This window comes from Parasphingorhabdus sp. W113 (assembly GCF_055693205.1).
In genome coordinates this window covers 695,542-722,398 of record NZ_CM146328.1, presented here as the reverse complement: position 1 = coordinate 722,398, position 26,857 = coordinate 695,542, and the positions used below count along the sequence as shown (strand labels likewise).

Sequence of the window (26,857 nt, the reverse complement as noted above, 5' to 3'; positions counted from 1 at the left end):
GCTTACCTCTTCTTCTTAGCGTGACGCGACCGGATGATCATCTTGTCCGTCTGTTTATTCTTACGAGTCCGGGCGCCCTTGGTTGGCTTGCCCCATGGCGTCACAGGATGACGACCACCGGAGGTCCGACCTTCACCACCACCATGCGGGTGATCGACTGGGTTCTTTGCAACACCACGGGTCAAAGGCCGGCGGCCTTTCCAGCGGGTACGACCGGCTTTACCGAAATTCTGGTTGCTGTTGTCCGGGTTGGAAACCGCACCAACAGTGCCCATGCAATCGCTGCGAATGTAACGCTGCTCGCCTGAGTTCAGACGAACAATGACCATCCCGCGGTCGCGACCGACGATTTGAACATAAGTCCCGGCAGAGCGAGCGATCTGACCGCCTTTGCCTGGCTTCATTTCAACATTGTGGATGATCGTACCAATTGGCATCTGCGACAATTTCATCGCATTGCCCGGCTTCACATCAACTTTTTCGCCAGCAATAACCGTGTCACCAACAGCAACACGCTGCGGCGCCAGGATATAGGCCAACTCGCCGTCATCATATTTGATCAAGGCGATAAAAGCGGTCCGGTTGGGATCATATTCGATCCGCTCAACGGTTCCGGCAACATCAAATTTCCGCCGCTTGAAATCGACCAGACGGTATTTCTGCTTGTGACCGCCAGCAATCCCGCGCGAAGTCACATGGCCCTTGTTGTTCCGACCACCGGTCTTGCGCTTGCCTTCGACCAGCTTCTTGACCGGCTTGCCTTTCCACAGGCCGCTCTTGTCGACCAGGATAAGACCACGCCGTGCGGGGCTTGTTGGTTTATAGGATTTTAAAGCCATCTTAAATTCCCGTGGTGATGTCGATGGTCTGGCCTTCAGCCAAAGTCACGACAGCTTTCTTAACATCGTTGCGAGTGTAGGGACGACCCTTCCACTTCTTGGTCTTGCCCTTTTGCACCATCGTGTTGACGCCTTTGACTTTGACATCAAAAAGCGCTTCGATAGCCGCCTTGATCTGTGGCTTGGTTGCGGTGTTCGCAACTTTGAAAACCACCGCGTTATTCTCGCTGAGCAAGGTTGACTTCTCGGTAATGTGCGGGCCGACAATTACGTCATAGTGACGAATGTCTACTGCTTCTTTTTTAGCCATTGAAGCGCGCCTCCAGCTTTTCGACTGCAGCGCGGGTCAGCACCAGAGTCTCGTGGTTCAAGATGTCATAAACATTGGCACCAGCAGCTGGCATCACGTTCAGACGCGGGATGTTTGAAGAAGCCTTGGAAAAAGCATCGTTCACGGCATCACCGTCCATGACCAGAGCGGACTTACCAAAACCGAGCTTCGCAATATTCGCGAGCAGCGCCTTGGTTTTTGCTTCCTTCAGGTCAATATTTTCAAGCACGATCAGATTGTCGCTCTTCGCCTTGTCCGACAAAGCCATTTTCAGGCCCAGTGCGCGAACTTTCTTGTTCAGCGAAGGATTGAAATCACGCTTGCGTGGTCCGTGGGCTTTACCACCACCAACAAAAATCGGAGCCCGGCGCGAACCGTGACGAGCAGTACCACCGCCCTTTTGGTTGCCGAACTTCTTGCCAGTACGATTGACATCACCGCGTTCACGAACCGCACGGGCTGTGCCGCGGGCGTTTTCGCGTTGCCAGTTGACGACACGGTGCAAGATGTCTGCGCGCGCTTCCAGACCAAACACGTCATCGTTCAATTCGATGTCGCCTTTCGCTTTAGCGTCGAGGGTTTTCACTTTCATTTTCATGGCTTAGCCCTCCTTCCCTGCATCATCTTTGGTATCAGATTTCTCTTCGGCCGGTTTTTCGGCAGCCGCGGCGGCGATTTCAGCATCGCTTGGACCAACCGGACGTTCGATCGCCGCATCCGCCTCAATCATACCCGCTGGCGCGTCTTCGGTTGCTGTTTCATCCGCATTGCGGCGCATCGCACCGGGGAATGGGACACCTTCGGGAAGCGCAACTTTTACCGCGTCTTTGACGAGAAGCCAGCCGCCCTTGGATCCTGGCACACTGCCACGAACAAAGATCAAGCCGCGCGCAGCATCCGTGCGAACGACTTCAAGATTCTGTTGGGTCCGGTTTCTGGCGCCCATATGACCCGCCATCTTCTTGCCCTTGAAAACTTTACCCGGATCCTGGTTCTGACCCGTCGAACCGTGTGAACGGTGAGAGAGAGAAACACCATGGGTTGCGCGCAAGCCGCCAAATCCCCAACGCTTCATCGCACCAGCAAAGCCCTTACCCTGGGTCACGCCCTGGATATCGACCATCTGGCCGGCAATGAAGTGGTCTGCGGTGATGGTAGCACCGACGGGGAGCAAGCCTTCTTCGCTCTCAACCCGGAATTCGGCTACCCGCGCCTTTGGTTCGACTTCTGCCTTGGCAAAAGCTTCCCGCTGCGGTTTGTTTACATTTTTCGCTTTACGGGCGCCGGCACCAAGCTGAACAGCAAAATAGCCATCCGGATCTTGCTTGCGGGCTCCAACAACCTGACATTCTTCCAGCGAAAGAACGGTTACCGGCACATGCCGACCATCTTCCTGGAACAAGCGGGTCATCCCCATTTTCTTCGCGATCACGCCAGTACGCACGATCATTTCTCCTTACAGAGGCCCGGTCGCGTCATTGCTAGCGGGCGTGCCAATAACTACTCAGCCCAATTTTTTCAGAATATCGCCCCGTCCGGGCTAAACCGTTTGAATGATCCGGAGACCAACCAAACTAGACGGGGGACACATGACCCAGCAATATGCTGGCGGTTTCCCATGTCACCACTGCCCCAAAGAGACAGCGCCTAAACTCGCCTTAAGCCAGCTTAATCTCTACATTTACACCGGCAGCCAGGTCGAGCTTCATCAAAGCATCGACGGTTTGCGGTGTTGGTTGCACGATGTCGAGCAACCGCTTGTAAGTCCGGACTTCAAACTGCTCGCGAGACTTTTTGTCCACGTGCGGCCCCCGGTTTACGGTAAATTTTTCGATGCGCGTCGGCATTGGGATCGGTCCACGGATCAGCGCGCCAGTACGGCGAGCGGTATCAGCGATATCGCCGGTTGCCTGATCAAGAACCCGATGATCGAATGCCTTCAAGCGTATGCGAATATTCTGCGTTTCCATAAGAACCTATACCAATGTCAAAGAGCCAAAAATAAACCGCCCCGATTTTTTCTTTCAAAGAAGAAGCCGGAGCGGCGAAAAACTGGCCGCCCGAATCAGTGACCCGGGCGGCGATGCAGTCCTATATTACTTTGTTACGGTGCTGACAACCCCAGAACCGACGGTGCGACCACCTTCGCGAATAGCGAAGCGAAGGCCGGAGTCCATGGCGATTGGCGCAATCAGCTTGACGTTGATCGTGACATTGTCGCCAGGCATAACCATCTCGGTGCCTTCTGGCAGGATGACTTCACCGGTTACGTCCGTGGTACGGAAGTAGAATTGTGGACGATAGTTTGCGAAAAATGGTGTGTGACGACCACCTTCGTCTTTCGACAACACGTAAACTTCTGCACTGAACTCGGTGTGCGGCGTGATCGAGCCAGGCTTACAAAGAACCTGACCGCGCTCAACTTCCTCGCGAGCAACGCCACGGATCAATGCACCGATATTGTCGCCAGCTTCACCACTGTCGAGCAACTTCCGGAACATTTCAACGCCGGTAACCGTCGTTTTCGAAGTGTCCTTGATACCAACGATTTCAACTTCGTCGCCAACATTCACAACACCGGTTTCAACACGGCCGGTAACAACCGTACCACGACCGGAAATCGAGAACACGTCTTCGATCGGCATCAGGAATGCCTGATCCACTGGACGCTCTGGCTGAGGAATGGCTTCATCAACAGCCTTCATCAGTTCGAGAATCTTTTCCTTGCCGATATTGTCGTCACGGCCTTCGAGCGCTGCGAGAGCAGAACCGGAGATGATTGGAATATCGTCGCCTGGGAAGTCGTAGGAAGACAGCAATTCGCGAACTTCCATTTCGACGAGCTCAAGCAGCTCTTCGTCATCAACCTGGTCGACCTTGTTCATGAAAACAACGAGAGCAGGAACGCCAACCTGACGAGCAAGCAAGATGTGCTCGCGGGTCTGTGGCATCGGACCGTCGGCTGCGTTCACAACCAGGATCGCGCCGTCCATCTGAGCAGCACCGGTGATCATGTTTTTCACATAGTCGGCATGGCCTGGGCAATCGACGTGCGCATAGTGACGCGCTTCGGTTTCATATTCAACGTGAGCCGTTGAAATGGTGATGCCGCGCTCGCGCTCTTCTGGCGCTTTGTCGATGTTCGCGAAGTCTACGGCTTCACCGCCGGTCGATTCAGCCAGCACTTTCGTGATTGCTGCGGTCAACGTGGTTTTACCGTGGTCGACGTGACCAATGGTGCCGATATTGCAATGCGGCTTATTGCGTTCAAACTTTGCTTTTGCCATTTTATATTACCTCTAATTTCTATCGTCTTGATAGTCCGTGCCGCGCTTTGGCGAGACTATCCAAATCTGTCAATACCCTTTTAACTCTGATCGATTTTTTGAACCGGCCGGGTGAAAAAGTAAGCGCTATAACTCTTGCGAGAAGTGGCCTTAGGCCATTTTCTCCTTCAGCTCGTCAGCAACGTTGCGCGGCACTTCTTCATAATGCGAGAATTGCATCGAATATTGTGCCCGCCCCTGGGTGAAGGACCGCAGCTCGTTCACGTAACCGAACATGTTTGCCAATGGCACCATTGCATCGACCGCCTGCGCAATACCGCGGGTATCGGTGCCCTGGATCTGACCACGGCGACTGTTGAGATCGCCAATCACGTCACCAAGATAGTCTTCCGGCGTGATCACTTCGACCTTCATAATCGGCTCGAGCAACTTGATGCCTGACTTTTGAGCGGCTTCGCGCATCGCTGCACGGGCTGCAATTTCAAAGGCCAGCGCCGAGGAGTCGACGTCATGATAGGCGCCATCATAGACACGAATGTGGAAATCGATGATCGGGAAGCCGATCAACGAGCCGGTTTCAGCCGTTTCGCGCATACCTTTTTCGACCGACGGAATATATTCCTTGGGAATGTTACCGCCCTTGATTTCGTCTTCAAAGGTGATGCCTGCACCGCGCTCACCCGGAGTGACTTCGAACTTGATCCGTGCGAACTGACCGGAACCACCGGACTGCTTCTTATGGGTATAGTCGACATCGACCGGCTTGCCGAGCGATTCACGATAAGCCACCTGCGGCGCACCGACATTGGCTTCCACCTTGAACTCACGCTTCATGCGATCGACGAGAATGTCGAGGTGAAGCTCGCCCATCCCCTTGATGATCGTCTGACCCGATTCATGGTCGGTAGTCACCCGGAACGATGGATCTTCTGCCGCGAGACGATTGAGCGCAACGCCCATTTTCTCTTGGTCAGCCTTCGTTTTCGGCTCCACCGAAAGCTCGATAACCGGATCCGGAAATTCCATCCGCTCGAGAATGATCGGGTGGTCCGCATCACACAGCGTATCGCCAGTGGTCGTGGTCTTCATGCCCGCCAGTGCAACAATGTCGCCAGCAAAGGCCTCGTCAATGTCCTTCCGGTCATTGGAGTGCATTTCCAGAATACGGCCGACTTTTTCTTTCTTGTCCTTGACCGAGTTCAGCAGCGTGCCCTTTTCCAGCTTGCCGGAATAGATGCGGCAGAAAGTCAGGGTGCCCACGAACGGATCGTTCATGACCTTGAAGGCCAGGGCCGAAAATGGCTCGTCATCGCTGGAAGGACGCGAGTCTTCGGTTTCGCCGTCCATCGCGACACCCTTAATGGCATCCACGTCGAGCGGGCTTGGCATATAGTCGACAACCGCGTCGAGCAAAGGCTGCACGCCCTTGTTCTTGAACGCGGAACCACAAAGCACGGGAACGAAGCTCTGGTTCAACGTGCCCTTGCGGATCAGCGCCTTGAGGGTCGCGGCATCCGGCTCATTGCCTTCGAGATATTGTTCCATCACGTCATCGTCCTGCTCCACAGCAAGTTCGATCAGCTTTTCGCGATATTCAGCGGCTTCGTCGGCCATGTCCTCGGGGATTTCACCGTAGGAGTATTCCGCGCCGAGATCTTCGTTCTTCCAGGTAATCGAGCGCTGATTGACGAGGTCAACCAGGCCAACCAGGCTGGCTTCGATACCGATTGGCAGATACAGAACAGCGGGGGTCGCACCGAGACGCTCGACAATCGAATCCACGCAGAATTTGAAGTTGGCACCGGTCCGGTCAAGTTTGTTGATGAAGCACATCCGCGGCACTTTATATTTGTCAGCCTGACGCCAAACCGTTTCAGACTGTGGTTCCACGCCGGCAACGCCGTCGAAACAGGCAACCGCGCCATCGAGCACACGCAGCGAACGTTCAACTTCAATGGTGAAGTCAACATGGCCTGGTGTATCAATGATGTTGATCCGGTGCTCTGGGCCCTTGCGGTCTTCCGCGTTCCAGAAACAGGTGGTCGCAGCCGAGGTAATGGTAATACCGCGCTCTTGCTCTTGCTCCATCCAGTCCATCGTCGCCGCGCCATCATGCACTTCGCCGATCTTGTAGGACTTGCCTGTATAATACAGGATACGTTCCGTGGTCGTCGTCTTACCGGCGTCAATATGCGCCATAATACCGATATTGCGGTAACGTTCGAGTGGATGGCTGCGTGCCATAGTCTTTACTCCAGAATTAAGGACCAAAATTTTGGGGGACCCAATATGCGCCGCCCTATAGTGAAACGGGCCAGTCTTGACCAGCCCTGATTAGTTACAAATACAACCGTATGAAAAGCGCCGGGGTCTCGAAACATGTCCGACCCCGGCGTTTTTATATAAGACTACCAGCGGTAATGCGCAAATGCCCGGTTTGCTTCGGCCATCTTGTGCGCGTCTTCGCGCTTCTTCACCGCGTTGCCGCGATTGTTGGAAGCGTCGAGAATTTCACCGGACAGACGGGCTGCCATGGTGGTTTCGCTCCGCGCACGCGCAGCAGAGATGACCCAGCGAATGGCCAGCGCCTGTGCACGCTCGGGGCGCACTTCGACAGGAACCTGATAGGTCGCACCACCAACACGGCGGGAGCGGACTTCGATGCCAGGCTTCACATTGTTGAGCGCATCGTGGAACAGCTGCAGCGGATCTTTTTTCGCTTTGGCTTCCACACTGTCAAATGCACCATAAACAATTTTCTCGGCGGTGGACTTCTTGCCATCAACCATGAGGTTGTTCATGAATTTCGAAAGAACCTGATCTTTGAATTTTGGATCAGGAAGGATTACCCGTTTCTCGGGACGACGACGACGTGCCATATTTTTTGACTCCGTAAATTCTCAACTCCGTATTCCCGCGAAGGCGGGAACCTTGTGGAGATTGCTGATTAACCTATAAAAGATCCCCGCCTACGCGGGAATACACTCCACTATTTGGGACGCTTGGCACCGTATTTGGAACGGGATTGCTTCCGGTCCTTCACGCCTTGCGTATCAAGAACGCCGCGCAGCACATGGTAACGCACACCGGGAAGGTCGCGCACACGGCCGCCGCGAATGAGAACAACGCTATGCTCCTGAAGGTTATGCCCTTCACCCGGAATATAGCTGATGACCTCACGCTGGTTGGTCAGGCGAACCTTGGCAACCTTACGCAGAGCGGAGTTTGGTTTCTTGGGAGTCGTTGTGTAGACCCGGGTACAAACGCCGCGTTTCTGCGGGTTGGCTTCCATGGCCGGCACTTTGGACTTCGTCTTCTGTGGCACCCGCCCTTTACGGACGAGCTGATTAATCGTTGGCATAAAGTCTTCACCTTATTTGGCTAGATAAACTAGGGTTACTCTCATCGGCAGAAATCTGCCAAAAAGTGTTTTGCCTATGTCAGTGTTCCAAGTGACCGGTTTGCTCTCCGGACAATCAGAAGCGCGGGCCTTAGCGGGGATTCGCCAGAAGGTCAACAGTTGGGTCAAGGGTGGTGCGAGGGTTCGGGACCCAGGAATTGACCCTATGCAAGCAGGCCAATCCGTGTTGGTGATCAAGCCTGAGGACGATGTCCGCAATATCCCGAAAGCGGACATATTCTCAAGCAATAGCTTTGTTGACAATCAATTGTCTCGTTAATCATTGATTGATTTCAATTGTCAATGTTACTGGTACCGGAAAAATCTCCATTGCTGGCATAGGATATTGCTTGCGATCCTAAACTTGGGTGATGTGATCATGTGGTTAAAAGCTAACCTCCTATTGTGTTTGGCGATGCTGGTCTCAGCTTGCGAACCAGCGAAAGAAACACCAAAAATATCACCGATCCACCTCGATGATATTCATTTCATCGTTGAGAATGAAGCGGAAGCCGTGGCTTTCTTCGAGCAGAAGTTTGGCGCGCGCGAGATGGCACACCCTGGAGAGCGTTTCAACCTTGTCCGGTTCCTCTCGGTCAAGTGGCAGGACCCAACCATCACGATCACCCGGATCGGTCCTTACGAGGATTTGCCGCCCGAGCGAAACGCGCGTTGGTTGGATGCAACGCTAATTCGACCCGATACTGCAAAAATCCACCCTTATTATGGTGTAAAGTGGTTGGCATTTGCCACGCCTTCGCTCGAGGACGCCCGGCGGGAACTGACTGCGGCTGGCGCCAAGATTTCTGAAAATGTCATAAAATTGCCGATGGAACCCGAAGCGCGCGCATTCAGCATCTATGGTCTTGACGGGGCGGAGCTTGTTGTCGTTGAGCGCAAAGACCGTGAATTTGCGGAGTCCGATTTTGCAATCGATCATGTCCAATTTCTTACCTCCGATGCCGAGGCGACCGAGAATTTCTTCAAAAATGTTTTTGCCGGCAGAACAATTGAGAAAACAGAAGCCGGAACGAAACTGAAAGTGGCAGACGCATTGATCACTCTGTCAGAGCCTGAAGCCTTTGGCTATGATCGTGGGAAGGTTGGACCTGCTAAACGCGCGGGTGCCATTCGGTTAGGAATTGACCACCTTGGCTTTCTTTACGAGGACATTCAGGCTGCCGTCGATCAAGCTGCCATTAAAGGGTATGAGCCTATCTTCAAGCCAACCCGTTACATCTATAAGAACAAGCCAACAGTCTATACGTTTACGGCATATGCGACGCCGGACAATTTCAACATTGAGATGGTTCAGGCCGATGGGCGAAACGGTCCGCACTCATATTATGATTCTGGCGAAAAGGCTGATCGCTGACGTCCGCTTTTGCGCCCAAATCAGACATTGGCGCAGTGGCTGCTATAATCCCGAAAGCGGACATTAGAAACTAGATCAAAATTGCGAAAAAAACGCCCAAGCTTCATCGGCAGCGCTAATATCTGTAGATGTTTCTCCCACAATCCGGGGACTAAGATATTGAACACCAGAAGGCCAAGTATGCCCTCCGTTGTTTATCTTATATAACTTAACTGGTGCGTCCTCGCACCGTTGCGACCAATTCGTAACCACTACTGATGTTTTATCACCTGGCTTGTCGATAGTAGACTGTTCAACGATTGCGCCTCTACATCCGTTTAGCCTGCGCCAGAATGTTACGGTCTGTTCGGTTGCCATAACAATGTCACGTTTTTTACGAAATACTTTAATCCAACCGCCTTCATATGGCACTTGAGGGTCGGCTGCCCCATTCATGACTGCTAAACCTACCTTCTTTCCAGATGGTGCTTCATCGACAAATTCCGATCGACATTCGTCTGCCATAAAAGCTGGCAGTGACATCGCCACCGGAGCAATGGCCCGAATTCGGTCAGACATATTACAGGCCAAGAAATAGGATGCTTGCCCTCCTCTGGAAATGCCAGTTGCAAATACCCTCTGTGGATCGACACGCTTTTGGGTTGAGACCTTGTCGATGACTTTGCCAAAATACGCAAGATCATCAACACGCTCGTCTAAGGCCTCAGACGTTAAGCCTTCGCCGAAGTCCCATAGTTTATCGACCGCGTTTGGATATACTACATAGAAACCATGCTGTTCAGCAAGCTCGTTCCAGCGGCCTTTATCCAGTTTAATCATTCCACGGTCCGTGCTGGCTCCGCCGTGAATTACCATAACCAGGGGACGCGGCCCTTTAAATCTTTCAATGGTCGAAGGCGTATAAAGCCGGTAGCGACGGGAATAACCCTCTTGCTGAAATCGTTCTACGGACATTTCACCGGCATATTCTTGCTTAGTCTGCGACTCAGCTTGAGAAAGAGATAATCCTGAAATCGACAAAACCGCTATTGAAGCCAAAGTGCGAACAAATAATTTCATATCATACCTCCCTGATTTTTCAGTGAGATTGTTGCCCCTGCTTCAATTGACTTAAGCTGAAAGCAGCATTCATTTTGGATACATATGGCCACTGTCCGCTTTTGCGCCCACAGCGGACATTGCGATGTAAAAATAGCGGGTAAATCTCCATTCACCCACGAACCGACAATCGCACACCCATGGCCCGCAGCACATTGAGCAATGTCTCCAGCGTCATATTGCCGTTCGGCCCCAGCGCCTTGTAGAGCTCCTGCCGCGTGATTTTGCTGTCACTCTCCTTTTTTCGTCATCCTGAACTCGTTTCAGGATCTCCAGAGATAAGTGCGATAATTGGGAGATGCTGAAACAAGTTCAGCATGACGATGTGTGAAGATTACGTCGCTTAGCTCCCCACCAATGCCACCCAAATCGCGACAAAGAAACTCGCCCCGCCCAGCATCACGAAACTATGCCAGATGGAGTATCGATAGGCCTGTGTCTTGCGGGCGTAGAAAATCGTGCCGAGGGAATAGAAGACACCGCCCGCCAGCATCGCCCATAGTGACAATCCGGGCAGCTGTTCCATCATCTCGGGCACGCCGATAATGCCCATCCATCCCAGCCCCAGATAGGAGGCCAACGACCAGCGCGAGTCGAGATTTTTGCCGAATATCTTGTACAGCATGGCGGGGATTGCCAGCGCCCAGACGATCATCAGCAGGAAGAGGCTAAATTCCGTATCGGCCAGGACGAACAGCGGTGTGAACGTACCGGCGATGGTGAGATAGATGGCCGCATGGTCGATCCGCCGCAAAGCCAGCCGCCGGCCATGAAAAGGCGACAAATGGTAGAACATCGAAATGATGTGCGAAAAGGCGACGCCGATCACATAGGTGCCAATCGCCGCGATCACCGCCGCGCTGTGACCGACAGCCTGAATGAACAGGGCGACGCCTGCCAGCAGGATAAACACCAATCCGATGGCATGGACGATAAAATCGGCGCGGCGTTCTCGTCTGTCGGGGCTGGGGTACATCAGGTCACAATCATTTGAGATGGGCATTTGAGGAGGGGTGCGGAAGATGGGACTACCGTGACAGCATATTTATGGCCGTCCGTCACCCACTAACCGACAACGGCATGAATCAGTCTCCGGTGCGATTGACCCGGGACAGGATCGACGCCAGCGTTTCCTCATAATGCTGCTGAGTCATTTCGCTGAGCCCCAATGTGCGTTCCGCGCGGCCGGATATGACCAGTTCGGCCATGCCGTGGACGACCGCCCAGGAGGCCATCAGATCTTTCATGCTTTCCCGGTCCGCATAGGGGTTGCGCCCGTTCAGGGATTCGGTGTTTGCGACCAGGCGTTCGAACACCGCCAGGGCAATGGCGGAAAATTGGGGGTCGGATCGATCGGGAACCGCGGAGGTGAACATCAGCCGAAACAGCTCCGGAAATTCCGCAGCAAAGGCGATATAGCCCAGACCGGACGCGACAATTTGCGCGACCGGCTCGCGTGGCGCCTGGTTTTCGCGGCTGGTCTGATAATCCAAAAGACGCGCATAGCCCTTGGCGGCCAGCGCGGTCAAAAGCCCCTTGGCGTCGCCAAAATGATGCGCTGGCGCGCCATGGCTAACCCCCGCGCGCTTGGCAACCGCCCGCAGAGAAATCTTTTCGATGCCGTTTTTCGACAGCTCAACCTCAGCCGCCTCCAGCAAGGTCGCAGCCAGCCCTTCATGCTGAAGACCGGTCTGTGTCACAATCTGCCGCCGCGGGTGTCCATCCGCTCAGTTTAGCTTTTAACTTGACAGTGTCTAGGATGTTTTCATAAAGCGCCCAACTAGACAGTGTCTAGCTGGCAAAATATGGGCCGGCTGGGCGGCACGGAAACGGGAAGGACAATGTATGCGGGGCAAGTGGTTGAAGCGGATTATCGGGGCGGCGCTCGTCCTGACCCTGTTGAGCGGTATTGGCACCTATGTCTTTGTCAAACGGGCGGTTGTCGACATGTTCGGCGGCAATACTGTGATCGCCGAGGGGCTCGCCTCCCAGCCGGAGACCGAGCCCGTCTTCATCACCAATGTCCATATACTGTCTCCGGACGCGGACGCGTTCCTGGAACAGCAGACGGTCGGCATCACCGATGGCGCGATCAGCTTTGTCGGGGCGGACGCGGCGCTGCCTGAAACGGCCAAAATCATCGATGGCCGCGGCCAGTATCTCGTCCCAGGCTTTACCGATTCACATGTGCATCTCTGGCGCAGCGAAAACGACCTGCTGCTCTATATTGCCAATGGCGTGACTCAGGTGCGGGAAATGCACGGCATTGATCTGCATCGCGAGTGGAAAGCGGACATTGAACAGGGGCGTCTCGGACCCGATCTCTATATCGTCGCGGCCCAGCTTGCGAGCTATGGCTGGTTCGAAGGCCTGTGGCAGTGCATCACCTCAGAGCGCAATGTCGTGCGCCAGCCGGAAGATGTCGAGGACAGCATTGCCGCGTTGCGATCCGAGGGTTTTGATGCGGTCAAAGCCAGCAGCTATTTAAGCTTGCCGGCTTATCAGGCGGCCAGCGCCGAAAGCACCAAACAGGGCATCCCGCTGGTCGGGCATGTGCCGATGGCTGCCACATTGGATGATCTTTGGGCGTCCAGTCAGTCGGAAGTCGCGCATTTCGAGGAATTTGTCAAAGCGCTCGATCGCGAATTTGGCGGCTATACCCGCAAAAATGCGGATGCTTTCTTGGCCTTTGTGAAAGACAGAAGCCCAGCGGTGGCGCGGCGGACGCTGGAACAGGGCATATATGTCACATCGACCCTCGCCATCATCCAGAGCTTTGCCCCGCAACAGACCGATCTCGGGCCGTCTCTGGACGCCGTCGCGCTGGAATATGTCAATCCGGGGATTACCGAGGGACAAGCCATGGGTTGGCTGCGTGAAACCAACCGGTACCGGCTGGCCGACGAAAGCAAGACGGCAGGCTGGGAAGACCGGCAGAAGGCCTATTGGTCGGCCTATGTCGAAGCGCAGCAGATATTGTTCGCCGCCTTTGTGCAAGCCGGCGTGCCCCTTCTTGCGGGCACGGATGCCAATGTCCCGGTGATGGTTCCCGGCTTTTCCTTGCACGAGGAATTCAGCGCGATGCAGCAGGCTGGCATGACGCCCGCGCAGGTACTTGCCTCCGCGACAACCGTCCCGGCCCAATGGATGCAATGGCAAGGCGGCCAGATCCGCGAAGGCTATGCGGCCAATCTCGTCCTGCTGCGCGAAAATCCGCTGGACAATATCCAGGCCACCCGCGCCATCGAAATGGTGTTTGTGAACGGACATGTGCTGGATCGCACCCGTCTCGACACGCTGCTCGAAGCGGTGCAGACGGCCAATGACGCCAGTCGGAAAATCAGTCTGGAGCCGGCGCCCTAGCGCTTTTCCGATCCATTCCTTCCAGTGTGCAGACGACCCGCCAGGCTCTAGGCGTAACTGACGGTAACCTTTGCCTTGCGCTGACGCCGCCGATTGGATCGCAGAGCCCTGCCAACGGCGCCGAAACCAAAAATCATGAACGCCCATGTGGCTGGTTCCGGTACAGCCGACGACATGATCGCGGCAGAAAAGGTCGCGGGTGTCGCAGCACCCGCGTCGAAGACCAGTTCGCCACCATCGGTTTGCACGGACGGAGCGAAAATGGTGTTCAGCAGCAGGTTGCTCGCGAACGGTGCCAGATCCGAAACACCATCCCAGGTCGAGAAAGGGCTAGGCGCGCCTGTGATATTCACGAAAGCAAAGCTGTTTACCGTGACCGGCGACGATCCGATAAGTTCAGAAAAGCCGAACAGGTTCGCCGAATTGTTCACAAAACTGATGCTGGGATTGGTCACATCGAAAATGCCCATTCCGGCCACGTCGAGCTCGATGCGATCATTGATCACGGCAAAGCAACCATCCACCGGCACGCCAGCATCGACACATTGCGCCTGCGTCGTGGTATCCGCAAAGCTTTTCAACGTGAACCCGCCGCTAAAGGCGGTGCCATCCAAAGTCCCGCTGGCGGTCCCCTCAACCGTATAGACAATGGTCGCGGCAGACGCCATTCCGGTGCCGCCCATCGCCAATAGCGCGACGCTCGCGCCGATCAAAAATTTTAACATGATATCCCCCCTAACAGTCTGAAAGATATAAGAGCATTTCAAGGCAACAGTTGTCAATCAGGGTGATCAGCATGGTGCCTGCCCCACAAACGACAGGCCCAACGACGCCGCATCAGCTTGACTAACCTCGCCCAACCACCAAGAACGGGCTACCAACCGGAGGACCCTGCCCCATGAAGCCCCTGCACAGCGATGCGCCGATGATTGTCTATGTCGATGTCAAAAGCCCTTATGCATTTGTCGCAATCCGGCCGACCCTAGCGCTCGAAGCGGAATTGGGTATGCGGTTTGACTGGCGGCCGTTGACGCTGGATATTCCGAGCTATCTCGGGTCGGCGAAGAAAAAAGCGGGCAAGGTCGTTGCCTCTTCCGGGCGCAGTCCGCGGACGTGGAATGCTATTCGCTATTCCTATCGTGATGCCCGGCGCTATGCCGAACGCCAGGGACTGATCCTCAAAGGCACCGAGAAAATCTGGGATTCCAGTATCGCCAATATCGGCATATTGTGGGTGATGCAGCGCGACCGGGACCGGCTCGGGGCCTATCTCGAAGCGGTCTATCCACCCTTCTGGCGCCGGGAACTGGATATTGAGGATGTCGCCGTAGTCGAACGCTGTCTGGTGGCAGCGGATGTCGATGCAGACGGTTTTGCCGCGTTTCAAAGCGGCGAAGGCCGCACGCAGCATGATGATCTGCAGCCCCAGTTTCACCCGGCCGGTATCTATGGTGTCCCCACTTATGTGATTGGTGATGACATCCTTTTCGGACGGGAACATATCCCCTATTTGAGCTGGCGGCTGTCCGGAGCAGGCGGTCCGGCACCCGATATCGCCTATGAAATCGGGGTATCACAGACAGCAATCGAGCAGCGCGCCTGATGCTGACCGTCTATATCGATTTCAAATCACCGGCATCCTATCTGGCCATGCAACCGGCGCTGACGCTGATCACGCGCTATGGTCTGACCGTGGATTGGCAACCGTTTCAGTCTTTCGAGCGCGACGTCCCTCCCCCGCCAGATGGAAACGCACAAGCCGAGAGCGTTGGCGAAACCCATCGGCGGGTGCGCGCCGCATCACGGCGAGCGACGCACAAGAAATATGCGCGCTTGCAAGGTATTGATCTGCAGTTTCCGGACCGGCCCGGTAGCACCGAGCTCGCTCTCGGGGCACTAGCCAGTATCGCGGACGATCCCCTGCCCTTCATCCATCGCGCTTTTGTCGCCTACTGGACGGATCATGCCGATTTGAACGACGCGGACATCGTCCGGGGACTGCTGACCGACGGTAACCGAGCCGCAACCGCCATCGACAATACAGACTGGTCCGATGCGCTCAACTTCGCGCAAGCCGCCGCAGAGGAACGCGGTGTGGTCGATGCGCCGGCCTTTTTTCTTGAAGGACAGCTATTCATTGGCCGCGAACATTTGCCGTGGATCGAAGAGATCGTGCAGAATGCCGTCAATGAAACCGTCGCGGGTTAAGCCGCACGGCGTACGGCAGGTCGCCATTCATCCAGCATCGTCCGCAACCGGTTCATATCGATCGGTTTTGCGAGATGCGCTTGCATGCCGGCCGCATGCGCTTCCTTAACATCCTGTTCGAACGCATTGGCGGTGACCGCGATGATAGGCAAGTCGGACGGCGTGTTACCCATTTTCCGGATCTGCAAGGTTGCCTGGATACCATCAAGATTAGGCATCTGAATATCCATTAATACGAGCTCGAACGGCTCTTTGTCCCGTTTCGCGCGATCCACCGCAGCAACCGCCGCCTGGCCATCCTGAACAATCACATAATCATGCCCGAGCTTTTCGAGCATCGCCATGATCAGATGCTGATTGATTTGATTATCTTCGGCAACGAGAATTTTCCGGCCGTGCAGCCCCAGCTTGCTGCTGACCTGCGCGGCGAGTTTGTCATCCTCTACATCCTTCTGAGGAACAGACTCGGCTTCGCTTTTGTGGATCGGCAAGGTAACCGTGAACACGCTGCCTTTTAGCGGTTCGCTCTCGAGATTGATGACCCCGCCCATTAGCTCCGCCAGCTGGCGACTAATGGCAAGCCCCAATCCGCTGCCACCAAATTTATGCGCGGTGGATCCATCCGACTGCGTAAATTCGTCAAAAATCGCCATTTGCCGATCTTTGGCAATGCCCATGCCAGTATCGGAAACGGAAATTTCGACAAACGCCCGATCGCGCACAAAAGTGCCCTTTGCATTGACCAGGACTTGACCATTTTCGGTAAATTTGATCGCGTTCCCGATAAGGTTGGAGAGGATCTGACGAATACGCAACTGATCGCCGAAAAACTCCGTCGGCAGGGAATTCTCATAAGTCGATCTCAACCGGAGCCCCTTCTCCGCTGCCGCCGCTTTCATCAACCGAACCGAACCTTCAATGGCCTGCTGAATATCGAGGGACTCACTGGCGACCATCATTTGCCCGGCTTCAATTTTCGAAATGTCCAATATGTCGTTTATCAACGTCACCATGGAATGGCCGGACTCCGAGATTAGCTGGGTATATTGCCGTTGCTCATCATCAAGATCGCTTTCAAGCAACAATTGCGTAAATCCCATCACTCCGTTCATCGGGGTCCGTATTTCGTGACTCATATTGGCCAGAAAGGTCGATTTGGCTTTGGTTGCCGCTTTGGACGATGCCAGACGCATGCTGGTTTCGAGATATTCACGCTCAGCCTGGTTGCCAACCTGCGCGTCGCGGATCGAGACCATACCCAGCAGCAACATCGTCACCACCGCCAGCAGACTGAGCTGGAAATTCGCATCAAACAGGTCATTCTGAAGCCCCCAGTTGACCATCAGGCTCATCAGCAGGGGGACGCCTAGCAAGAACGGCATGAGCCGGCGGGCACTGGCACTACCCCGTCCATCGGCCGCCAGAATCGCCACCCAGCCGCGATCCGGACGGGCCAGCAAAACCATCGCGAACAAAATGGCAAAGGCGGTTGCCGTATGGACCGCCATGGTCGTGAACAAGGCGACCGCGTAGAGCGATGAGGCGCCAAAAGCATAAGAAATCAACGCCAGCAGGGCGATACCGGCACCGAGCGTTGCCGAGATGTTGAACAACCTGTCATTGGTCTCTTCCACGGGTGTTCGCAACAGGGCAAAGCCCAGAAGACCGAAACATAAAGATGTCGCCGGAGACATCCGATCGGCGAGGAACGCAGGATTTTCGGACCATAATAAGGCATCAATTCCCGGCGAGATCCCGGTCGTGATGAGGATCAGATTCAACAACGACACAATGATCACCAATATGGCCGTAGTCCGCACCAGAACGGCAGTCAGGGGCTCGTCAGGCCTGATGATCCAGATCATCAAACCGACCGCCGATAACGCGAAAAGCAAGGCTGTGCTCGGCACCATCGCGGCAAAGGACGGATGCAGCCGAGTCAGTTCGCTGATCCCGCCGCCCCAACCCAGAAACAAAACCGCCAGAGCGATCGACAATACAATCATCAAGGGACCGGTTTTCCACCACGCGACGGACCGATATTGCTGCCGGAAACTGGTCCGCGAAACCGTTTCAGATCCAACCTTGCGACGCTGATCCGGATTCGTAGCTACTGTGTCAGACATAAATCCGTTATTTCCTATTCGTCAAAATTGCCGCAATTCTGGTTCCGGCCGGGTTAACCATGAACAAGAACGGTCGCGGCCCGGTTTTTTTGAGTCTGCCGGACGCGGAAACCGGAAAATCACCAGAACGCCGTAATCATCCGCTTGGCGCAGCGCGGCCGGAAACTGGTCCCGGCCCGCCCAGCTCTCATAATCACCAGTGGGCCATCGGGTCTGGAACGCCTAAATATCGGTCGGTTCCAACCTATTCCAGCGCGAGAGGAAAAGCATGTACGACACCCTGATCACGGGCGGCACCATCGTTGATGGCCTTGGCGGCACTCCCTATGTCGCGGATATTGCGATCAAGGACGGTAAAATTGCCGCAATAGGAGAGTCGATCGCCGAAAAAGCCGTCGAGACGCTCGATGCCAATGGGGCGATTGTGACCCCCGGCTGGATAGACGTTCACACCCATTATGACGGCCAGATCAGCTGGGATTCCGAACTTGCGCCTTCGTCGCATAATGGCGCGACCACCGTGGTGATGGGAAATTGCGGTGTCGGTTTTGCGCCCGTGCGCCCTGGCCAGGAAAAGACCCTGATCGAGCTCATGGAAGGGGTCGAGGATATTCCCGGCACCGCGCTCTATGAAGGGATTGAATGGGGCGCATGGGAGAGCTTTCCCGAATATATGGATTATATCGGCGCGCGAGAATATGCGATCGATGTCGCTGCACAAATTCCGCATGGCGCCGTTCGCTATTATGTGATGGGTGAGCGCGGACGGCAAAACAAGGACGCCACCGCCGAAGATATTGAAGCGATGGCAAGCCTGGTTGGCGAAGCGGTGGAGGCCGGCGCGGTCGGGTTCAGCACATCGCGGACAATTGGCCATCGTTCGTTATGGGGTACGGAAGTGCCCGGCACCTTTGCACCGGAAGAAGAACTGACCGCCATTGCGGGTGCGATGGGCGAGCTCGGCAAAGGCGTGTTCGAGATGATTCCCGCCGGCACGGTCGGCAAGCTGGACGCGTTGGGCGGCGAACGCACCACGCCGCAACAGGAACATGCCATGATGCGCAATATTTCGCTCACCAGCGGCCGGCCCGTGACCTTCACCCTGATCCAGACGCCAGACTATGAACCCGACCTCTGGCGGCAGACGCTCGCCATGGCGAAAGAAGCCAATGACAATGGCGCCCAATTGCACCCACAAGTGCCGTCCCGGATCATCGGTTATCTGACCGGACTGAGCAGCTATCATCCGTTCATGCGCAAACCGACCTATCTCGAGAAGCTGGCTGACCTGCCGCTGGCGGAACGGGTGGCCGCGATGCGCGATCCGGACATCAAAGCGGCCGTGCTCGCGGAAAAGGAAATCAAGCATGAAGCACCTGGCAGCATGGAAAATATCTCTGCGCTGCTCGGTCGCGGTGCCGCCATCCTCTATCCGCTGCGCGATCCGGTCAATTATGAAGCCCACCCTTCGGAAACAATTGGCAGTCTCGCCAAAGCAGAAAATCGCGAACCGCTGGAATATCTATACGACTGGATGCTCGAAGATGACGGCAAGCGTTTCTGTTCGCTGAGCGCACCCAATCTACCCAAGGGCATGGACGTCCTGCGGGAATTGCTGGAACATAGCGAGACGGTCACCGGGCTCAGCGATGCCGGCGCGCATGTGACGCTGATCTGCGATGCCACCATGCCGACCACCCAGCTATCCTACTGGGCCCGCGATCGCAAAAAGGGCGACCGCCTGCCACTCGAATTTCTGGTTCACAAACAAACCGCCCGCAATGCGGCGCTCTATGGTTTTACCGATCGCGGATCTCTCGAAATCGGCAAACGGGCCGATATTAACGTGATTGATTTCGACAATCTCAGCGTGGCTTCGCCAGTGGCCTATAAAGATCTTCCGGCGGGCGGCACACGGGTGATGCAACCGGTGACCGGATATATTGCCACTTATTGTGCAGGGATCAAGATTCGCGAACAAGATCAGGATACCGGCGCGCGGCCCGGACGGCTGGTGCGGAGCTAGGTAGCGTCGATGCCACCCCTGATCTGACCGATCGCGACTAATTTCGCGGCGGAAAGGCGACTATCGGGAGGCAGGTCACGGCCTGTTTGTCGGAACCGAACAACTAATAAATCCAGCGAGAAGAATAGCTTCGCTCGATAAACATGCAAAATCTCGCGCAACTCCAATGCGCTTAGCGCTTTGTTAACCATAGTCATTTACCCTCATCCTGTTCAAATATATTGACCTGAGGAGACGGCGAAAGTGCAGCAGCAGACGCGCATATTATTCTATCTGCCCGTCGTCACGCCCTGGTGGTTTGCCAATATTGTTGTTCATTTGATCCGCATCATGGCGCGAGAGCACGAGGTCCATGTGCTGGTGCCGCCAATGTGGCGCAACACCGGTATTGGCGAAGATCAGATCCCGCTGATTGCAGACCTCGAGCACGTCCATTGGTATGTGCTGGATGGACCGGACCATCCGAAATTACGTCACGATGCCAGCACCGAAGATGATCTTGTGAAGCTGGTTCAGGACATCAACCCTGCCCTGGTCCTGTGTCGCAGCGCCGACATGAAAACGCCTGCCCGCTTTCCCGGCACGGTGCGGTACATCATGGAAGGCGCGGCACCGCCGTTCCGGACCGGTGCCAATTGGGTGACTTTGTCACCATCGCTATTCGACCACGGGCTGATGCCGGAACTGTCGCCTGATCAAATCACCCATCTGGACCAACTGGCGGATCTGTTATGGACGGATATGCAACAGCATATGGCGCTGCCCGATCGGGCGGCGTTTCTCGCCCAAAACGGCTTGCCCGACGGGAAAACGATCATCGGTCTGCCGCTCGAATATGAGCATGAAGAAAATTTCTTCGGCCAACATCATCGCTATCCTGACAATGCCGACATGATTGCGGCCCTGTCCGCCAAGCTCGACGACCAGACCATCCTTGCCGTGACCAATCATCCGTTAAACGTTCTGTATGGCGACAATCGTGCCGTCGACGGCACCATTGCGGCGCGGGGCGGAAAGGTCGTGATGCTCGAAAATTCAGAGTCTGCAGGTCACATGACACTGGCGCTCAGCCGGCATTGCGATGGCATGATTGTCGGCAATTCCAAAAGCTGGTCGGCCTGTGCCGCCTTCGGAACGCCACTGTTGCGCCTGTCCGGATTTGCGACTGGCGACTGGACAAATGCCTATGATGACCTGTCGACATTCGTCACCGATATCACGAACCAGACGGCGCGCGGCGCCGATGCTGGTCTGACCCGCCGCTGGTTCGCTTTTCATCTCGCCAATCAGGTTTTTGACCCGACCGATCCCACGTTGAACGCCCAGGAGCTCGTGTCGCGCATGACAGAGCCGCTTGCTCCTGACCGCTGGCAGCCGGCGATGGATCGCGCACTGGCGCAAGGGCTGGAGCAAGCCGCATGATCGTTCGCCGAGCAAAGGACCCCATCCATGTATGATCTCGCCGTCATTGTCCCGGTTCGTCGCGGCAGTTCCCGTATCGCTGAAAAATGCCTGCTGCCCTTTGGTGATCAGGACAGCCTGATTGAATGGAAGCTCGATCAGCTCACCAAAGTCATTGATCCCCAACGCGTCTATATTTCGAGCGAAGACGAAGCGTTTCTGGCTCTCGGCGATCGTTTTGGCGTGTCGACACATCGCCGCGCGCGCCACCTCGCCACCGACCATATCGCGCCATTCCGGGATGTCATTACCGGCATTGTTCGCGATATCCCGCACGCCCATATTGCCTGGTCAACCGTCGTCTGCCCGCTGATGGCACCGCAGGAATATTGCGATGCCTTTCGCGCCTATCGCGAACAGGTCATTTGCGGCCCGCATGACTCGCTGCTGGGCGTGAATCTGATGAAGGAATATTTCTGGTCCCGCGACGGTGCGCTCAACTACGAAGCGACCCGGAATCATACCATTTCCCAAGAATTGCCTGATTGGTTCAAGGTGACCAACAGCATTTACATGGCCCCGCGCCAGCAAATTCTCGCGCGGGAATATTTTGTTGGCGATAATCCCGTCCTCCAGTCGCTGTCCAAGCTGGCCGGAGTGGATATTGACTATATCGAGGATTATCGCATCGCCCAGGCCCTCTATGCGGTCTATGCAGAAGACGGGTTGGGCGCCGTCAATCCCTCAAGCCTCGTGAACTGGAGCTCCGATGACCCCGAAATGCCTATCGCAATATAATTGTATCTTCTTCGACTTTGATGGCGTGATCGCCGATTCTGTCGACGCCAAAATCACCGCTTTCGGGCAACTATATGATGCATTCGGGCCAGAGGTCCGTAGCGCGGTCGAAGAGTATCAGCGCGCAGTTCCAGGCGAAACCCGTTACGATAAGATCCCCCGATTTCACCGCGACCTGCTCGGCATTACCTTGTCCGAAGACGAAATTCTGCAATGGTGTGACAAACTCTCGACCATCGTCCTCGACGAAGTGGTTGAAAGCGCATTGCTGCCAGATGTTGCAGAAATATTGGCGATGCTCGTCCGGCAGAATGTGCAGGCGCATATCGTTTCAGGGACGCCCCATGACGAGCTGCAGATCATCGTTGACCGCAAGGGCCTGAGGCCCTTTTTCCGCACCGCGCGCGGCGCCCCCGAGAAAAAGGCCGCGATTGTCCGCGATATCATGGCCGCCGAAGGCCTGGAGGCAGATCGCTGCCTGTTCGTCGGCGATGCCATGACCGATTATGATTGCGCCAAAGCCTGCGACCTCGACTTTCTCGGCCGCGCCGAGAAGGCGGCCAGTCCGTTCCCGGAAGGAACCACGGTTGTCGCGCGGTTGGGAGAATTTTTCCTCAGCGACGAGACCAAGCCGGTGTCACCAAAGGATGCCAACAAGCGAGCCGCGTAACACGGAAACGACCCTTTTAATTGCACAGGACTGCGAATATGACTGACGCTATTGCTTCCATCGAAAAACTCATGCGTGCAGCGCCGGTTGTTCCTGTTCTGGCTATCGATCATATTGCCGATGCCCGGCCCATTGCCGAAACGCTGGTTGCCAATGGTTTGCCAATACTCGAAGTCGTGCTGCGAACCGAAGCGGCGCTGGATGTCATCACGGAAATGCGGCAGGTGCCCGGCGCGGTTGTCGGCGCTGGAACCGTAACCGGCCCCGCCACGCTTGATGCTGCCCTTGCGGCTGGTGCGCAATTTATTGTGTCTCCCGGACTGACCGACAATCTGGCCAAAGCGGCAGTGGAAACTGAAGTGCCGTTTCTCCCCGGCATTGCCAATCCCAGCGACATCATGCGCGGGATGGATTTCGGACTGAACCATTTCAAATTTTTTCCGGCCGAAGCATCCGGCGGCGTGCCTTCACTCAAGGCGTTGAGCGGACCGTTCGGTCAATGCTGGTTTTGTCCAACCGGCGGTATCAACGCGGACAATGCCGAAAAATGGCTATCGGTCAAAAACGTGCTGTGCGTAGGTGGCAGTTGGATCGTGCCAAAAGGGTCCCCCGATCTGGAACAAATCGCCCAGGTTGCACGATTGGCGAGCCGGCTCGGAAACAATCGGTAACGGTTGTCACACGCCGGATTGCGGGTCCGCACATGCGATCCTCGTCCCTATCTTTGTCAGTTTCACTGACAACCAAAAACGGCCGGCCAGTCTAAGCTGGTCCGGCCGATCGTGATCAACGGGAGAGTGTTGATCAGAATTTGAAGGCTGCCTCGACAAAAATCTGTCGTCCGCGATTCTGGGTGATGACCCGGTCATCTCCGCCAGCGGGCAGAAACGGCCGATCTCCGGCGGTATTGGCCCAGATCTCATTGGTCAGATTGACCCCGACCAACGACAATTTCCATTTGTCATCAGGATGACCGATAGAAATCGCACCGTCGAGTGTGACATAGCTGTCTTGGATAAAATCAGTGAAATTGTTGTTCCCGGCAAAATAGGAACCACTATAGGCCGCATTGCCGTTCATCCCGAAAACGATCGCATCGTTGACCGGAACGGTCCAGTCAAAGGCGATATTGCCGGACCATTTGGGCGCGCGGGCTGCGGCCCGGCCATTGAGATCAACATCATCAGCATTGCCGGGAATCCCGTCCGGATCCTGGGAGATGAACGTGTCGGTAAACTCGGCATCGGTATAGCCAACCGCGCCTGAGAAATTGAGACCTTCGACCGGCGTGCGCCACGACCAGTCCATGTCAAAGCCCCTGGTGGTCAATTCACCCGCATTGATCGTCAGAAAGCGGACCGCTGCGCCATCGAAATTCTGGACCTGCAGATCGTCAAAGACAAAATAGAACAGCGCGGTGTTGACGCGGAAAGCACCATTGGCCACGATCGCTTTCATACCGATCTCACCACCTTTGGCGGTTTCCGAATTATAGACAATCGAATCCAGCGCCGCCTGGCGTTCGGCTTCGGTCCCGAACCCGGGGCTGACAAATTGCAGCGAAGCGGTGGGCAGGATGCTGTTATCAATACCGCCTGATTTGAAACCTGTCTTGTAGGATGCGTAAAAGTTCAGATCGGGCGTGGCTTGATATTTCAAGGTCACTTCTGGCGAGATATTGCTGTCAGAAAAATTGATTGGGCCGGTCTGAAACCCTTCCGGAACAACAAAGCCGATCCCGCCAACGACTCCGTTGAGGAACGAGAGCGCATTGTGCAGCACCGGAAAGGATGTCCGGTGCACCTTCTGCTCGTCGGTCCAGCGCACCCCACCAGAAAGCTCCAGCTGATCCGTGAGGTCGAGACTGACGCTGCCAAAAAAGGACAGTGCTTCGCTCTTGGTCGTGCGATCGGCCACCCAGTCATAGGTAATCCCCCGGGAGTCGGGGAACAGGAACGTCCCGATAAAGGCGTTCTGGGAGGTTTGCAGGGGCTGGCTTCGGCTTTCCCAGAAGCCGCCAACCATGAAATTGAACATGCCGTCAAAGTCACTGGTCAGGCGGATTTCCTGGGTATATTGCTTGAGACCATCAGAAAAAGGCGCGGGCAAACCGGCCGGATCGCCATTCGGCAAGATGCCGACATAGCTGAAATGGTCGAGATGCTCATTGTCGAGATCGAGAAAGCCGCTGACCGTCGACAGGGTCAGCCTATCGTTAAGCTGCAAGTCCATGGCCAGGCGCACGAACACGGTATCGGTTTCGTTGTAGGATTGTCCCCGGTAGCGATCCGCGCCGGTTGTCCCCGGAGCGATGACTTGCAGGGCAGGATGACCATCGGGATGCGGATAGAGCCCGTCCTGGATGTCACAGGTCGCATTGGACGCAATCGAAACGCCCGGCAGCGCCAGGAAAACATCATCGGCCACGCCATTGGCACCGCAATCAATATCCGAATGGCCGAGCAGACTGTCGCCTTCATTGTGATTATAATTGACTTTCAGATTGGCCGAGAAATTGTCGGTCGGGTCCCACTGCAGGGTCACCCGGCCGACGAAATTTTTGAGACCCTTGCCGGAATCGGCAAAGATCGAAGGCGTGCCCGCCTCCAGCTCGACATATTTGTCGATATCCTGATATTGCGCAGCCACCCGGATGCCCAATGTGTCACTGACCGGGCCGGAAATATAGCCGCCGACGGTATAGCCCTCCTCTTCAAATTCATAGGACGCCTTGCCGCCGACTTCCCATTCCGACGTCGGATTGGCCGAGCGGACGGAAAACACGCCCGCCGAAGCGCTCTTGCCGAAAAACAGCGATTGCGGGCCCTTCAGCACATCAATTTGCTCGACGTCGAAAAACGAGGCCTGTACCAGCCGCATAGTGCTGATGGACACGCCGTCGAAATCGAAAGCGACGGCGGAATCAAAAGCGGCGGAAATATTGGTTGTCCCAACCCCGCGCAGACTGATCTGGCCGCCAGCGCCCGAACCGCCCACTTGCACGTTCAGCGCCGGAATGCGGCTGACCACATCGGCCACTTCATTGACCTGGAACTTGTCGAGCGTGGCGCCACCGATGGACGTCACCGTGACCGGTGTTTCCTGCAGCGTTTCGTTCTGTTTGCGGGCAGTCACGATGATTACGTCGCTGCTGTCTTCTTCGGCTCCGTCTTGTTGCGCCAGAGCCGGTGCAGCAAGACCGCAGGCCCCGATTGTGACTGCGGAACACATCAATGCAGATTTGATGGTCTTCCGGACAAAAATGGATCTCGAAATTGTGCGATAGATTTTTCATTTTGAACGCCTCCCCGCGCGGGCAATTTCTGCCTCTGTCCGGTTCCGGTCGCCCCAGTTGCAACCTGTCCGGCCTCGTCTACGATAATGAAAGACGCTACGGAATCCGATACTAATCAAAGCGCTAGGAAAATCCGAAAACAGGGCCTTGCGAGCTCTTTTCTGCTAGCAATTTTGTCAGGACAGCCGCTAGCGGATCAGTATTGCAGCTGTTGACGGTGACGATTCAGGTGCCCTGCTTCAGCTCGGCTTGCCACCGGCCGCCGTGGATGTCACCGTCAATCCGACGATCAGAAACCGCACCTCATCAATGGCAACCGGCCGATGTTCGACGCCCTTGGGAATGGTCACCATATCGCCGACCCCGAGCGCGATCGTACCGGTTCGCAATTCGATGGTCACCTGTCCTGCGAGCACCAGAAACAGTTGATCCTGATCATCGTGCTGGTGCCATCGTGTGGCCCCTATGCCTTTGGCGACTTTGAACTGTGAACCATTGGCAGTGGTCAAAATCTTTTGTGACCAATGGTCCGTCAACCCATCCAGCTGTTCGAAGATATTGGTTTTCTCTATCATGTCTTACGATCCTTGATGACGGTAGGCTCCCCCATGATCGACATCGGCGGCTTGGCCCTCGGCCC

26 protein-coding genes are annotated in these 26,857 nt (G+C 55.5%); 9 read left to right on the top strand and 17 right to left on the bottom strand.

What is annotated here, in order from left to right; all coding sequences use genetic code 11:
* Nucleotides 1–2: 2 nt before the first annotated feature.
* The 9 genes from rplB to rpsL form a co-directional block, all read right to left on the bottom strand.
* Nucleotides 3–839: a 50S ribosomal protein L2 gene (gene rplB, locus ACZ1GS_RS03400; protein WP_472697087.1), complete on the bottom strand. Its 837-nt coding sequence runs from the start codon at nucleotides 837–839 to the stop codon at nucleotides 3–5.
* A 1-nt stretch (nucleotide 840) separates the two neighbouring features.
* Nucleotides 841–1,149 carry a 50S ribosomal protein L23 gene (locus tag ACZ1GS_RS03395; RefSeq protein ID WP_109356543.1) on the bottom strand — a complete coding sequence of 103 codons (309 nt, stop codon included), beginning with the start codon at nucleotides 1,147–1,149 and terminating at the stop codon, nucleotides 841–843.
* Nucleotides 1,142–1,768, bottom strand: a complete 627-nt coding sequence (gene rplD, locus ACZ1GS_RS03390; RefSeq protein ID WP_472697086.1) for a 50S ribosomal protein L4 — start codon at nucleotides 1,766–1,768, stop codon at nucleotides 1,142–1,144. Before rplD ends, ACZ1GS_RS03395 begins: the two co-directional genes overlap by 8 nt.
* 3 nt (nucleotides 1,769–1,771) lie before the next feature.
* Nucleotides 1,772–2,614, bottom strand: coding sequence for a 50S ribosomal protein L3 (rplC, locus tag ACZ1GS_RS03385; protein WP_472698058.1), 843 nt, complete (start codon nucleotides 2,612–2,614; stop codon nucleotides 1,772–1,774).
* A gap of 214 nt (nucleotides 2,615–2,828) precedes the next feature.
* Complete coding sequence (gene rpsJ / locus ACZ1GS_RS03380) at nucleotides 2,829–3,140, bottom strand: 30S ribosomal protein S10 (RefSeq protein ID WP_108810519.1); 312 nt, start codon at nucleotides 3,138–3,140, stop codon at nucleotides 2,829–2,831.
* A gap of 126 nt (nucleotides 3,141–3,266) precedes the next feature.
* Nucleotides 3,267–4,457 carry an elongation factor Tu gene (gene tuf, locus ACZ1GS_RS03375; RefSeq protein WP_472697085.1) on the bottom strand — a complete coding sequence of 397 codons (1,191 nt, stop codon included), beginning with the start codon at nucleotides 4,455–4,457 and terminating at the stop codon, nucleotides 3,267–3,269.
* A gap of 150 nt (nucleotides 4,458–4,607) precedes the next feature.
* Complete coding sequence (gene fusA / locus ACZ1GS_RS03370) at nucleotides 4,608–6,701, bottom strand: elongation factor G (protein ID WP_472697084.1); 2,094 nt, start codon at nucleotides 6,699–6,701, stop codon at nucleotides 4,608–4,610.
* 164 nt (nucleotides 6,702–6,865) lie between these two features.
* Nucleotides 6,866–7,336, bottom strand: a complete 471-nt coding sequence (gene rpsG / locus ACZ1GS_RS03365; protein ID WP_472697083.1) for a 30S ribosomal protein S7 — start codon at nucleotides 7,334–7,336, stop codon at nucleotides 6,866–6,868.
* A gap of 110 nt (nucleotides 7,337–7,446) precedes the next feature.
* The gene (gene rpsL / locus ACZ1GS_RS03360) at nucleotides 7,447–7,818 is read right to left on the bottom strand and encodes a 30S ribosomal protein S12 (protein ID WP_067198316.1); all 372 of its coding nucleotides are present in this window, start codon (nucleotides 7,816–7,818) and stop codon (nucleotides 7,447–7,449) included.
* Between the two features lie 412 nt (nucleotides 7,819–8,230).
* On the opposite strand from rpsL, the gene ACZ1GS_RS03355 reads away from it, so the two are divergent.
* Nucleotides 8,231–9,232, top strand: coding sequence for a VOC family protein (locus tag ACZ1GS_RS03355; protein WP_472698057.1), 1,002 nt, complete (start codon nucleotides 8,231–8,233; stop codon nucleotides 9,230–9,232).
* 75 nt (nucleotides 9,233–9,307) lie between these two features.
* Here the strand turns inward: ACZ1GS_RS03355 and ACZ1GS_RS03350 are convergent, their stop codons facing one another.
* From ACZ1GS_RS03350 to ACZ1GS_RS03340, 3 genes are all read right to left on the bottom strand, one after another.
* The gene (locus tag ACZ1GS_RS03350; RefSeq protein WP_472697082.1) at nucleotides 9,308–10,291 is read right to left on the bottom strand and encodes a CE1 family esterase; all 984 of its coding nucleotides are present in this window, start codon (nucleotides 10,289–10,291) and stop codon (nucleotides 9,308–9,310) included.
* Between the two features lie 382 nt (nucleotides 10,292–10,673).
* Nucleotides 10,674–11,306 (bottom strand): PAQR family membrane homeostasis protein TrhA, encoded by a 633-nt coding sequence (trhA, locus tag ACZ1GS_RS03345; protein ID WP_472697081.1) that lies wholly within the window; start codon nucleotides 11,304–11,306, stop codon nucleotides 10,674–10,676.
* Between the two features lie 109 nt (nucleotides 11,307–11,415).
* A complete protein-coding gene (locus ACZ1GS_RS03340) occupies nucleotides 11,416–12,030 on the bottom strand; it encodes a TetR/AcrR family transcriptional regulator (RefSeq protein WP_472697080.1) in 615 nt (204 codons plus the stop codon).
* A gap of 145 nt (nucleotides 12,031–12,175) precedes the next feature.
* On the opposite strand from ACZ1GS_RS03340, the gene ACZ1GS_RS03335 reads away from it, so the two are divergent.
* The gene (locus ACZ1GS_RS03335) at nucleotides 12,176–13,693 is read left to right on the top strand and encodes an amidohydrolase family protein (RefSeq protein ID WP_472697079.1); all 1,518 of its coding nucleotides are present in this window, start codon (nucleotides 12,176–12,178) and stop codon (nucleotides 13,691–13,693) included.
* A gap of 47 nt (nucleotides 13,694–13,740) precedes the next feature.
* Here the strand turns inward: ACZ1GS_RS03335 and ACZ1GS_RS03330 are convergent, their stop codons facing one another.
* Entirely contained in the window at nucleotides 13,741–14,418 is a 678-nt protein-coding gene (locus ACZ1GS_RS03330) for a PEPxxWA-CTERM sorting domain-containing protein (RefSeq protein WP_472697078.1), read from the bottom strand.
* A 173-nt stretch (nucleotides 14,419–14,591) separates the two neighbouring features.
* On the opposite strand from ACZ1GS_RS03330, the gene ACZ1GS_RS03325 reads away from it, so the two are divergent.
* Both ACZ1GS_RS03325 and ACZ1GS_RS03320 read left to right on the top strand, forming a co-directional pair.
* Nucleotides 14,592–15,296: a DsbA family protein gene (locus tag ACZ1GS_RS03325; RefSeq protein WP_472697077.1), complete on the top strand. Its 705-nt coding sequence runs from the start codon at nucleotides 14,592–14,594 to the stop codon at nucleotides 15,294–15,296.
* The gene (locus ACZ1GS_RS03320; RefSeq protein ID WP_472697076.1) at nucleotides 15,296–15,901 is read left to right on the top strand and encodes a DsbA family protein; all 606 of its coding nucleotides are present in this window, start codon (nucleotides 15,296–15,298) and stop codon (nucleotides 15,899–15,901) included. The genes ACZ1GS_RS03325 and ACZ1GS_RS03320 overlap by 1 nt, the downstream gene beginning before the upstream one ends.
* On the opposite strand, the gene ACZ1GS_RS03315 is transcribed toward ACZ1GS_RS03320, so the two are convergent.
* Nucleotides 15,898–18,027, bottom strand: a complete 2,130-nt coding sequence (locus ACZ1GS_RS03315) for a hybrid sensor histidine kinase/response regulator (RefSeq protein WP_472697075.1) — start codon at nucleotides 18,025–18,027, stop codon at nucleotides 15,898–15,900. The two genes, ACZ1GS_RS03320 and ACZ1GS_RS03315, sit on opposite strands and share 4 nt — an antisense overlap.
* A 268-nt stretch (nucleotides 18,028–18,295) precedes the next feature.
* Between ACZ1GS_RS03315 and ACZ1GS_RS03310 the strand changes: the two genes are divergently transcribed.
* A complete protein-coding gene (locus tag ACZ1GS_RS03310) occupies nucleotides 18,296–20,053 on the top strand; it encodes an N-acyl-D-amino-acid deacylase family protein (protein ID WP_472697074.1) in 1,758 nt (585 codons plus the stop codon).
* On the opposite strand, the gene ACZ1GS_RS03305 is transcribed toward ACZ1GS_RS03310, so the two are convergent.
* On the bottom strand, nucleotides 20,050–20,250 hold the full coding sequence (locus tag ACZ1GS_RS03305; protein WP_472697073.1) for a hypothetical protein: 201 nt from the start codon (nucleotides 20,248–20,250) through the stop codon (nucleotides 20,050–20,052). The genes ACZ1GS_RS03310 and ACZ1GS_RS03305 overlap by 4 nt on opposite strands.
* 46 nt (nucleotides 20,251–20,296) lie before the next feature.
* On the opposite strand from ACZ1GS_RS03305, the gene ACZ1GS_RS03300 reads away from it, so the two are divergent.
* Genes ACZ1GS_RS03300 through ACZ1GS_RS03285 form a run of 4 tightly spaced genes read left to right on the top strand, consistent with a single transcriptional unit; the run spans nucleotide 20,297 to nucleotide 23,593 of the window.
* Nucleotides 20,297–21,475, top strand: a complete 1,179-nt coding sequence (locus ACZ1GS_RS03300; RefSeq protein WP_472697072.1) for a hypothetical protein — start codon at nucleotides 20,297–20,299, stop codon at nucleotides 21,473–21,475.
* A 27-nt stretch (nucleotides 21,476–21,502) separates the two neighbouring features.
* Complete coding sequence (locus ACZ1GS_RS03295) at nucleotides 21,503–22,252, top strand: acylneuraminate cytidylyltransferase family protein (protein WP_472697071.1); 750 nt, start codon at nucleotides 21,503–21,505, stop codon at nucleotides 22,250–22,252.
* On the top strand, nucleotides 22,224–22,922 hold the full coding sequence (locus ACZ1GS_RS03290; RefSeq protein WP_472697070.1) for an HAD family hydrolase: 699 nt from the start codon (nucleotides 22,224–22,226) through the stop codon (nucleotides 22,920–22,922). Before ACZ1GS_RS03295 ends, ACZ1GS_RS03290 begins: the two co-directional genes overlap by 29 nt.
* A gap of 38 nt (nucleotides 22,923–22,960) precedes the next feature.
* The gene (locus tag ACZ1GS_RS03285; RefSeq protein ID WP_472697069.1) at nucleotides 22,961–23,593 is read left to right on the top strand and encodes a bifunctional 4-hydroxy-2-oxoglutarate aldolase/2-dehydro-3-deoxy-phosphogluconate aldolase; all 633 of its coding nucleotides are present in this window, start codon (nucleotides 22,961–22,963) and stop codon (nucleotides 23,591–23,593) included.
* Nucleotides 23,594–23,726: 133 nt separating this feature from the next.
* On the opposite strand, the gene ACZ1GS_RS03280 is transcribed toward ACZ1GS_RS03285, so the two are convergent.
* Together ACZ1GS_RS03280 and ACZ1GS_RS03275 are read right to left on the bottom strand one after the other, a co-directional pair.
* Nucleotides 23,727–26,153: a TonB-dependent receptor gene (locus ACZ1GS_RS03280; protein WP_472698056.1), complete on the bottom strand. Its 2,427-nt coding sequence runs from the start codon at nucleotides 26,151–26,153 to the stop codon at nucleotides 23,727–23,729.
* Nucleotides 26,154–26,456: 303 nt separating this feature from the next.
* Nucleotides 26,457–26,792: a cupin domain-containing protein gene (locus ACZ1GS_RS03275; protein WP_472697068.1), complete on the bottom strand. Its 336-nt coding sequence runs from the start codon at nucleotides 26,790–26,792 to the stop codon at nucleotides 26,457–26,459.
* Nucleotides 26,793–26,857: the final 65 nt, after the last annotated feature.